The organism is Aquiluna sp., from assembly GCF_965064355.1.
In genome coordinates this window covers 1-9,122 of the sequence record NZ_CBCHRQ010000058.1, presented here as the reverse complement: position 1 = coordinate 9,122, position 9,122 = coordinate 1, and the positions used below count along the sequence as shown (strand labels likewise).

Genomic DNA, 9,122 nt, shown 5'->3' with positions numbered 1-9,122 from the left:
GATTCCAAGACGTCTTCGTACTTCTCGAAAGTCTGCGCTATCTGATCGTATGCCTCTTGAATTTCTTGGTCAGAACCAGGGCGCTTTGTGGCGCAAGTGTCGAGGTGACGCTCAAGCGCAGCTATCAATTGCCTTAGGGCCAGTGCTGGTTCTTCATGCATGATTCTTACGCTATCGCCCAAATGCCAATTCTCAAAGAACCCAGCAATGGATTGCTTAGGAAGTTCGTGATAGATTATTGGCTTGCTCGGCCCTGGTCGAGTGCATTGTCCGGGTGGCGGAATGGCAGACGCGCTAGCTTGAGGTGTTAGTCTCCGAAAGGAGGTAGGGGTTCAAGTCCCCTTTCGGACACAATGCTGCATAGGAATTTTTACTTCCTAGATTTCTCGCGGTTGGTATCCAAACTAGAATTGGCAAATGCCCTCCGAATCAATCTCTTCTGCCATGCAGTATGGCGTCGAGCAAGCCCGCAATCTTCTGCGTGGTAAGGCCGTTCTAGCTCTTACTGGAGCAGGCATTTCAACCGACAGCGGCATCCCTGATTACCGTGGCGAGGGCCGAGTAGTTCGACACCCCCTTACTTTTGATGAATTCATGGGCTCTAAGCAAAATCAGGCCAGGTATTGGGCACGCTCCTATGTCGGTTGGAGCCGGGTCGAGGCGGCCACCCCTAACCCTGGCCACCTAGCTCTTGCTAAGGCAGAGCTCACCGGCCAGGTCTTCTCGATAATCACTCAAAACGTCGATGGCCTGCACCAAAAAGCGGGTTCGAAAAAGGTTCTTGAACTTCACGGACGTTTGGATCAGGTGCTATGCACCGGTTGTGGCGACATTCTTTCAAGGCCTGAACTTGACGCCAGGATTGCGCATCTAAACCCAGAGGTTAACCGATCGCAAGATGTTGAATTCACCCCGGATGGCGATGCTGAGGTAGAGGTCGGAAAGAACTTTAGAGTCCCAGAGTGTGGCTTTTGCGGTGCACACTACAAACCGGATGTGGTCTTTTTTGGAGAACAGGTTCCACTGTCCAGGGTTGAGGCTGCCGAAGGGTTGCTCAACAGTGCTGAGGCCGTGCTGGTTGCGGGTACTTCGCTAACTGTGAACTCTGGGCTAAGGCTGGTAAAGCGAGCCCAAAAACGCGGTATTCCGATCGTGATTGTGAATCTGGGCGACACCAAAGCCGATCTGATTGCAAATGTAAAACTCTCTGCTTCAACATCCGATCTGCTGGAGGCAATTCTCAATGACTAACAGCACACTCGGTCTGCTCCGTCATGGCCAGACTGACTGGAACATAGATCTTCGTCTGCAGGGCACCACGGACATTGCGATGAACCAGATTGGCATCGAACAAATCGAAACCGCCAGCAAACACCTAGATCATGGTTGGGATGTGATTTTGAGCTCCCCGCTTGGAAGGGCTCGGCAAAGCGCTGAAATTGTTGCGGCACAAATTGGAATTAGTGAGATCACAATTGAGCCGCTGCTGTTGGAGCGAGCATTCGGCATCGGCGAGGGTCTTACATATGCCGAGTGGGGTGAAAAATTCTCCAAGTTGGATGACATTCCAGGTGCGGAGTCCAGAGCCAGCGTTGAGCATAGAGCGCGCGAACTGCTAGCCCACATTGAATCCAACTACGCAGGTGTCAGAGTGCTGGCCGTTTCTCACGGGGCATTGATTCGCTTTGTACTAAGCGAGGTATCAAAGGGAACAATTCCACCCTCGGGAGAAAGATTGCAGAACGCTTCGCTGCACCTTTTGCACCACCGCGGATCATGGGAGCTTGAAGGCTGGAAGCCTCAGCCTTTAGGTTCAGATTCGATTTAGTAACTCGAACAATTCTGCTGCCGAGTTTCGCCAGGAGAACCTACCCGCCTGCGCAATTGATTTTTGAGAGGTGCTCGCCCAGACACCTTCATCGCCTAGGCGATTGATCTGATCGACAAACGATTGTGGGTCATCGGGGTTGAAATAGTTGGCCGCGTCAGCGCCGATCTCTTTGAAAATTTCAAGATTCGAAACCACAGCGGGTGTGCCGCGCACCATCGCTTCAATAACCGGAATGCCAAATCCTTCATCCTTAGAGGCTGTAACCAAGGCCTGGGCTCTGATAAGCCACTGGTGATATTCGGCCTCGTCGACGCCGTTCTCGAATTGAACCCGGGCCCCAAGGGAATTCGCCAGTGCGGTCAGTTCCGCTTTTCGAGCAAGGGATATGCGAGAAAGGCAAACCAGGGTGTGCTCAGGGAGCAGGGAGACTCCCCTGATTAGCGCCTCGACGTCTTTGTAGCCAATAAAACTGCCCATGTAGACCAAGATTCGCGAACCAGAGTTATTGCGCTCTGGAACGACCCCTGCCGCGTCGGCGGCATTGTAGATAACGCTGATCGGTCTTTTGGTTAGACGATGTTTGAGCATTTGCTGTTTGGTGGTGTTTGAAACAGTGACAACTGCGTCAGCACCGTTGAGCACCAGCCGCTGGGGTGCGAAGCTCAGGTGATACAGCCACCAAACAATTCGCACCAGCGGATTGAATTCTTTGGGCGGGGTGCGGTGACGGTAGTAAATCAAATCGTGAAGCGTTAGGACCAATTTGAATTTTCTGCCAAGTCCGGAGGTGGTTTGCATCGGGCTGAACAGCACATCGATGCCGGTCTTATTTAGTCTTCTGGCGGTGAAGATTTCCAGCACCGATGTTGGGTCACTGGCCCAGACAACTGCTACCGATTTTGGAAGCTTGGCTTCCACCCTGGCATCACAAACGATTACGGTGAGGGCGGTCAACTTCGAAAGCTCTGCGATTAGTCCGAGGCTGAACCTAGAAATGCCATCTGGGTGCTCCGGCTTTATAAACCTTGCGTCAAATGCAATTTTTCTCAAAGCTCACCCAAGAATTTGTCTATTGCCATTGCGACATCGGCGGACGACTCGTAGTGCGTTAGGTGGCCCACCGACGGCATAATCTCCAATTTTGAACCGGCAATTAGGCCCTGAAGTTTGATCTGGTTTGCCAGCGGTGCGATCAGGTCCTTCTCCCCCGCAATCAACAAGGTCGGATGCTCGAAGTCTTTGGCAAAATCCAAGACGCTCGATCCAGAGGCTGCAGCGAAGCCCTCGTGAGCGACTCGGTCACTGCGATAGGTGGAAAAGTGCTGGTGGTGTTGATTGTGTATCCAGGAGCGAAGCTTGAGGCTCTTTGATGTTGCCATTGCCACCGACATGACACGGACGACCAGCCAGCTTCGAAGTAATCCTGAACCGAGCCTGCCAAGGGATACGGCAAGAGAGTAAAAGCTGCGTGCAATCTTGTTCGCAAGATCGTTCTGCTCGCTGGATCTGGTGGTAATTGGGTTTTGAAGCACAATGGCTCTTGCCTTCATACCCTGGCTAACTGCCTTTGAGACCACAAGGGATCCAAAGCTGTGGCCAATCACGACAACATCCGAGCCGATCTGATCAACCAGTTGGGTTAGCCAATCGGCATAGCTTTCTAGGTCGTGTTTTTGGAGTTCTGGAGTCTTGCCATACCCCGGGAGGTCGGGAATCAGCACCTCGTAGTCGACAAGCGCTCCAGCGATGGCGGCAAGGCCGTTGTGGTCACCCCGAAACCCGTGAATAAAAAGCAGTTTGCCCTTGGGATCAGCCGAGGGGTAGTGCCAAATTGCTGTGGTTCCGATATCGGCCCGGTGACCGCGCTTGCCTGCCAAGGCGGCAAGGGTCGGGGCAGCAAGATTTAGAACCGGCATGTGTCAAGTCTAGGAGTGTCGGTAAGCCTGAGTAGTCTGGGCGCAAGGAGAAGCCTTGTTAGATTTTGATTTTGATCCAAACCGCCCAGCATGGAGTAAGCGGCTCGCGGTTTTTGACCTTGAAACCACCGGATTAGACCTTGACACCTCGAGGATCGTTACTGCCGCTGTCGCGGTTATCGATTCCAACGGTGAACCCACCGAAGTCCACGAGTGGCTCGTAAACCCTGGAATCGAAATTCCCGAGGCCGCGGCGAATGTGCATGGAATCACAACGGACATGGCAAAAGCCAATGGCGTGCAGCCAGGTCCTGCTATCTCCGAAATGCTGGAGGTGCTCGCACGACTAAATGCGTCAATGCCGATAGTGGCATTCAATGCTCCCTATGACTTTTCAATCTTGAAATCCGAGGCTGAGAGATATGATCACCAGCCACTGTCCCCCATGCCGGTTATCGATCCGCTGGTTCTCGACCGTAAGCTCGTGAAGTTTCGCTCCGGAAAGGGCTCTCGTACCCTGATTGCACTTTGCCGTGACTATGGAGTCGAACTGCTTGACGCACACAACTCAACCGCTGATGCTGTCGCCGCAGGACGTTTGGCGCAGCGCCAGGCAGCTAAGTTCCCTGCTTTGAATATTTCTGCCGAAGAACTGCATGCCTCACAGGCAACCTGGTCGGATGAGCAGAGCCTGGAGTTTGAAGCCTGGCTTAAACAACAAGACCGCCCGGATTACCGTGCGGTCTTGGGTTGGCCAATAAAGAATTAGCCGAAGTTCTTGTAACGCTCGTTGAAGCGCTCTACGCGTCCTGCAGAGTCCATGATGCGCTGCTTACCGGTGTAGAACGGGTGGCTAGCAGAGCTAATTTCCACGTCGTAAACAGGGTAGGTCTTACCGTCTTCCCACTCAATGGTCTTTGAGCTGGTGATGGTAGCGCGGGTTAGAAATGCAACGCCAGATGCCAGGTCGCGAAATACGATTGGCTCGTAGGTTGGGTGAATTTCAGCCTTCATGGTTTCCTTCTTGTGAAATCTTTTTGCTAATGAGCAACAGCGGGAAAGCTTAGCAGCAATTTCCCTTGTCGTCTAGGACGCAATCGCAGAGAATCTACCGTCCTGGTAGCTCACATGCAGTGGGAAACGGAAAGTCTCAGAGATCGCGGCGCTGGTAATAGTGGCACCGATCTCTCCCCTGGCCAAAATCTTGCCATCCTGCATCAGAAGAGCGTGGGTGAATCCGGCGGGGATTTCCTCTAGGTGGTGAGTCACCATCGCCATCGCTGGCGCCTGAGGGCTGGTGGCGTAGCCGCTGAGTAGGCGAAGGGTAAGTTCCCTAGCGGCCAAATCAAGACTTGCTACTGGTTCATCCAAGAGCATCAGCTCTGGGTCGGTCATAACCGAACGGGCAATTTGAACGCGCTTGCGCTCACCGTCTGACAACGTTCCAAAAGGACGCTGGGCAAAGTCTTCAAGCTGCCACTCTCTGAGAACCCGCATTGCTCGACGCTCATCAATCGCATCGTAGGTCTCGTTCCAGCGTCCGGTGACCCCGTAGCTGGCAGTCATTACGGCGTTTAGAACGCTCTCGCTGTTTGGAATCTGGTTGGCCAAAGCACTGGATGCAAAGCCGATACGGGTTCGAAGTTCAAAAACGTTTACCTCTCCCAAGCGCTGGTCCAGGATTCTTGCCTGTCCAGAGGATGGATGAATCTGAGCAGCGCAAACCCTGAGCATGGTCGTTTTTCCAGCACCGTTTGAGCCCAAAATCACCCAACGCTCATTTGAATTGGCGGAGAAAGTAACGGACTCTAGGATCGCTTTACCGCTGCGAACTACGCTGACATTTTGAAGATCAATAACCTGTGACATTGAAAAATAGCCTAGCTCTGAACTGCCCTGGAGTAGACCTCTAGCGTGCGAGTCGCAATCGACTCCCAGCTAAATTCTTCAACGGCTCGGATGCGTCCAGCTTTACCAAAGGACTTAAGGGTTCCTGATTCCAACGCAGCGTTTAGGGCGTTGCCCCAATCGGTCACGAACTTGTTCTCATCAACCGGAGTTCCAGAGCCATCATCAACTTGCTCGATCGGGACGAGCCAACCGGTCTTGCCATCTAGCACGACCTCGGGGATGCCTCCGGTTGCAGTTGCTATTACAGGAGCGCCACAGGCCATGGCCTCTAGGTTTACGATTCCCAATGGTTCGTAAATCGAAGGGCAGACAAAGGCGTCAGCACTGCTCAATAGTGCCGCCAGCTTTGGTTGCGGGAGGTGCTCGGGAATCCAAACTACGCCCGAGCGGGTCTTGGAGAGTTCAGACACTAGGTGCTCGACCTCAGCCTTGATTTCTATGGTGTCCGGTGCGCCGGCGCAAAGCACCAACTGAACATCATGCGGCAGCTGGCTTGCAGCCCGAAGAAAGTAAGGAAGACCCTTTTGCCTGGTAATTCGACCAACAAAAATTACTGAACGCTGATCTGGGTTTACTCCCAGGGAGCGGACGACGTCGGGATCGTGCAGCGGTTGCCACTTTTGCGAGTCAATGCCGTTGTAGACGACCTCAACCTTGTTTGGATCAAGTTCTGGATAAGCCTTGAGAATGTCCCTCCGCATGCCGTGAGACACCGCTATAACTGACTTTGCCTGCTCGTAAGCGGCACGCTCGATAAAGGATGAGACCGCATAGCCTCCCCCAAGCTGTTCTGCTTTCCAGGGGCGCAAGGGTTCCAATGAGTGAGCGGTGATCACGTGAGGTATGCCATGCAGCATCGATGCCACGTGACCAGCAAAATTGGCATACCAGGTGTGCGAGTGCACTAGGTCTGCGCCTGAAATAGCTTGCACAATCTCGAGATCGGTAGCCATGGTTTGAATGGCTGGGTTGGCCTTTGAGTATGCCGCAGGAGTGCTGTAGCCAAATGTGTCGGCTTCTTGAATCGGCTCCCCAAATGCGTGAACTCGAGCCTGAATTCTGGATCGGAGAACCTTAACCAATTCGGTGATGTGCACACCGGCTCCACCATAGATATTTGGCGGATACTCCTTGGTAACAAAATCCACGCGCATAACGAAATGCTAGTGTCTGCGCCACTTTTAACAACTAACATTTGGCTATGGGTCGAACAAGAGTCTTCGGAATGGTTCTCGCTGGTGGCGAGGGCAAGCGCTTGATGCCGCTAACCGCAGATCGAGCCAAGCCAGCGGTGCCTTTTGCCGGCAGCTACCGCTTGGTTGATTTTGCTCTATCGAACCTAATCAACTCTGGTCTCAGACGAATTGTGGTGCTAACCCAGTACAAATCGCACTCGCTCGACCGTCACGTCTCTCAAACCTGGCGCATGTCACCGCTATTGGGTTCTTACGTGGCTTCGGTGCCTGCTCAGCAGCGCTTGGGCAAGCGCTGGTATACCGGCAGTGCGGACGCGATTTTGCAGTCCATGAACGCTCTCAGCGATGAGAGGCCCGACTACGTGGTGGTGGTCGGTGCCGACCACGTTTACCGAATGGACTTTGATCAGATGCTGCAGTCGCACATCGAATCCGGCATGGAGGCAACCGTCGCTGCAATCAGGCAGCCAATCGCTATTGCTCCGCAGTTTGGCGTTATCGAGGTAGATCCGGCTAACCCGGTCAAGATTGCGGCTTTCAGAGAGAAGCCAAGCGACCCTCAGCCGGTGCCGGGAGATCCAACCCAGGCTTTGGTTTCGATGGGAAACTACATCTTCAATGCGCAGTCTTTGATTGATGCAATTGAGCGCGATGGCGAGAACCCGGATTCTGACCACGACATGGGTGGGGATATCATCCCTTACTTTGTGAACCAAGGTACTGCTGGAGCTTACGACTTCACCTTCAATGAGATTCCTGGTGCAACTGCTCGCGACAAGTCTTACTGGCGAGACGTGGGAACCATGGACTCCTACTACGACGCCCACATGGACCTAATTTCGACCATGCCAATTTTCAATCTCTACAACTCCGACTGGCCGGTATACAACCAGCAAATCAATTTGCCACCGGCCAAATTCATTCACGATTCAGAGGGCAACCAGGGCCGGACACAAGACTCGATCGTGAGCCTGGGTGTTGTGGTTTCCGGCGGAGTGGTTGATCGCTCGGTGCTATCCCCTAACGTTCGAGTTTCCTCAAGAACGCTTGTGACCGAATCTGTGCTTTTGGATGATGTCCAGGTTGGCCGCGATTGCACCATTCGCAAGGCGATTCTGGACAAGAACGTCGTCGTTTCAGATGGTGCCAGCATTGGTGTTAGCAAAGAGCGAGACCTAGAGCGCGGCTTCACTGTCACTGAAAGCGGCATTACCGTTGTCGCAAAGGGGCGTTTGGTTACACCTTGACAAAGTTCCTAGTGGTTTTTGATGTCGACTCAACCCTCATCAATGACGAAGCAATTGAGTTACTGGCCGAGCGGGCCGGAAAAAGACAAGAGGTAGCCGAGGTTACGTCACGCGCAATGCGCGGGGAGCTCGACTTCGAAGAAAGCCTCAGGCAGCGAGTTCTAACTCTCAAGGGTCTGGATGAGGCAGTTTTAGGCGAAGTCTCACACCAGCTCTCCCCCACAAAAGGCGCTAGAGAACTCATCGAAGCTATTCATGAGCGTGGCGGTAAGGCCGCCGCGGTGTCGGGCGGGTTCATCCAGCTTTTGACCCCGATCAAACAGAAGCTCAACTTTGATATGGAGCGGGCAAACACTCTTGAGGTTGTCGATGGCAAGCTCACCGGCCAGGTAATTGGCAAGGTAATCGATAGAGCAGCCAAGGCAGATGCCCTTTTGGAGTGGGCCAAGCAACTAGAGGTCTCCCTCGATAGCACCATTGCCGTCGGAGATGGTGCTAACGACCTAGGGATGATGGAAGTAGCCGGACTTTCAGTGGCATTTTGTGCCAAGCCTGTTGTCCAAGAGAAAGCAAAAATCGCGCTCAATGAGCGCGATCTAAGCATGCTAATTCAGTTATTGCCCTAGGCACCAGTGGAGTGAAGTCCACCATCTACGTGGATCATTTCACCAGTGGTTGCTGGGAACCAGTCGCTCAATAGCGCAACCAAGCCCTTGGCAGCCGCCTCGGTGTCGGTTAGGTCCCAACCAAGTGGCGCGCGGCCAGTCCAAAGCTCTTCCATTGTTGCAAAGCCAGGGATGCCCTTCGCGGCAGTAGTGCGCAGTGGTCCAGCAGAAATTAGGTTCACGCGGATTCCCTTGTCGCCCAGGTAACGAGCTAGGTAGCGAGCGGTTGACTCAAACGCAGCCTTAGCAACACCCATCCAGTCGTATACCGGCCAGGAAACCGTTGCATCAAAAGTCAAACCAACCACAGAGCTTGGGTTATTCAGTACCGGCAAGCAAGCAGTGGTAATTGCCTT

The 9,122-nt window shown here is 53.3% G+C and carries 11 protein-coding genes, 1 tRNA gene and 1 pseudogene; 6 read left to right on the top strand and 7 right to left on the bottom strand.

Annotation, left to right across the window (positions count from 1 at the left end; translation table 11 throughout):
- Positions 1 to 182, bottom strand: a pseudogene (locus AC128V_RS05700) (hypothetical protein); the annotation flags it as partial.
- 86 nt (positions 183 to 268) lie between these two features.
- Between AC128V_RS05700 and AC128V_RS05695 the strand changes: the two are divergent.
- The 3 genes from AC128V_RS05695 to AC128V_RS05685 all read left to right on the top strand — a co-directional run bounded on the left by AC128V_RS05695 (position 269) and on the right by AC128V_RS05685 (position 1,828).
- Positions 269 to 351: transfer RNA gene (locus tag AC128V_RS05695), tRNA-Leu, on the top strand.
- Between the two features lie 66 nt (positions 352 to 417).
- Positions 418 to 1,251, top strand: a complete 834-nt coding sequence (locus AC128V_RS05690; RefSeq protein ID WP_482763712.1) for a Sir2 family NAD-dependent protein deacetylase — start codon at positions 418 to 420, stop codon at positions 1,249 to 1,251.
- Complete coding sequence (locus AC128V_RS05685; protein WP_482763711.1) at positions 1,244 to 1,828, top strand: histidine phosphatase family protein; 585 nt, start codon at positions 1,244 to 1,246, stop codon at positions 1,826 to 1,828. The genes AC128V_RS05690 and AC128V_RS05685 overlap by 8 nt, the downstream gene beginning before the upstream one ends.
- On the opposite strand, the gene AC128V_RS05680 is transcribed toward AC128V_RS05685, so the two are convergent.
- Positions 1,814 to 2,881, bottom strand: coding sequence for a glycosyltransferase family 4 protein (locus AC128V_RS05680; RefSeq protein WP_482763710.1), 1,068 nt, complete (start codon positions 2,879 to 2,881; stop codon positions 1,814 to 1,816). The genes AC128V_RS05685 and AC128V_RS05680 overlap by 15 nt on opposite strands.
- A complete protein-coding gene (locus AC128V_RS05675) occupies positions 2,878 to 3,747 on the bottom strand; it encodes an alpha/beta fold hydrolase (RefSeq protein ID WP_482763709.1) in 870 nt (289 codons plus the stop codon). The genes AC128V_RS05680 and AC128V_RS05675 overlap by 4 nt, the downstream gene beginning before the upstream one ends.
- Positions 3,748 to 3,802: 55 nt before the next feature.
- Here AC128V_RS05675 and AC128V_RS05670 point away from each other — a divergent pair, with 55 nt between their 5' ends.
- A complete protein-coding gene (locus AC128V_RS05670; RefSeq protein WP_482763708.1) occupies positions 3,803 to 4,516 on the top strand; it encodes an exonuclease domain-containing protein in 714 nt (237 codons plus the stop codon).
- On the opposite strand, the gene AC128V_RS05665 is transcribed toward AC128V_RS05670, so the two are convergent.
- The 3 genes from AC128V_RS05665 to glgA form a co-directional block, all read right to left on the bottom strand.
- Positions 4,513 to 4,761 carry a type B 50S ribosomal protein L31 gene (locus tag AC128V_RS05665; protein WP_482763707.1) on the bottom strand — a complete coding sequence of 83 codons (249 nt, stop codon included), beginning with the start codon at positions 4,759 to 4,761 and terminating at the stop codon, positions 4,513 to 4,515. The two genes, AC128V_RS05670 and AC128V_RS05665, sit on opposite strands and share 4 nt — an antisense overlap.
- A gap of 72 nt (positions 4,762 to 4,833) precedes the next feature.
- On the bottom strand, positions 4,834 to 5,616 hold the full coding sequence (locus AC128V_RS05660) for an ABC transporter ATP-binding protein (protein ID WP_482763706.1): 783 nt from the start codon (positions 5,614 to 5,616) through the stop codon (positions 4,834 to 4,836).
- An 11-nt stretch (positions 5,617 to 5,627) separates the two neighbouring features.
- Positions 5,628 to 6,812 (bottom strand): glycogen synthase, encoded by a 1,185-nt coding sequence (glgA, locus tag AC128V_RS05655; RefSeq protein ID WP_482763705.1) that lies wholly within the window; start codon positions 6,810 to 6,812, stop codon positions 5,628 to 5,630.
- Positions 6,813 to 6,859: 47 nt separating this feature from the next.
- On the opposite strand from glgA, the gene glgC reads away from it, so the two are divergent.
- On the top strand, positions 6,860 to 8,101 hold the full coding sequence (gene glgC, locus AC128V_RS05650; RefSeq protein ID WP_482763704.1) for a glucose-1-phosphate adenylyltransferase: 1,242 nt from the start codon (positions 6,860 to 6,862) through the stop codon (positions 8,099 to 8,101).
- A complete protein-coding gene (serB, locus tag AC128V_RS05645; RefSeq protein ID WP_482763703.1) occupies positions 8,098 to 8,727 on the top strand; it encodes a phosphoserine phosphatase SerB in 630 nt (209 codons plus the stop codon). The genes glgC and serB overlap by 4 nt, the downstream gene beginning before the upstream one ends.
- On the opposite strand, the gene AC128V_RS05640 is transcribed toward serB, so the two are convergent.
- Positions 8,724 to 9,122 (bottom strand): SDR family oxidoreductase (locus AC128V_RS05640; protein WP_482763702.1); only part of this gene is annotated, 399 nt, incomplete at its 5' end. The genes serB and AC128V_RS05640 overlap by 4 nt on opposite strands.

What these genes read in the sequence shown, in the direction of transcription:
- glgA (WP_482763705.1), bottom strand. Translation starts at nt 6,812, where the DNA reads ATGCGCGTGGATTTTGTTACCAAGGAGTATCCGCCAAATATCTATGGT.
- AC128V_RS05685 (WP_482763711.1), top strand. Translation starts at nt 1,244, where the DNA reads ATGACTAACAGCACACTCGGTCTGCTCCGTCATGGCCAGACTGACTGG.
- glgC (WP_482763704.1), top strand. Translation starts at nt 6,860, where the DNA reads ATGGGTCGAACAAGAGTCTTCGGAATGGTTCTCGCTGGTGGCGAGGGC.
- AC128V_RS05690 (WP_482763712.1), top strand. Translation starts at nt 418, where the DNA reads ATGCCCTCCGAATCAATCTCTTCTGCCATGCAGTATGGCGTCGAGCAA.
- AC128V_RS05660 (WP_482763706.1), bottom strand. Translation starts at nt 5,616, where the DNA reads ATGTCACAGGTTATTGATCTTCAAAATGTCAGCGTAGTTCGCAGCGGT.
- AC128V_RS05665 (WP_482763707.1), bottom strand. Translation starts at nt 4,761, where the DNA reads ATGAAGGCTGAAATTCACCCAACCTACGAGCCAATCGTATTTCGCGAC.
- AC128V_RS05675 (WP_482763709.1), bottom strand. Translation starts at nt 3,747, where the DNA reads ATGCCGGTTCTAAATCTTGCTGCCCCGACCCTTGCCGCCTTGGCAGGC.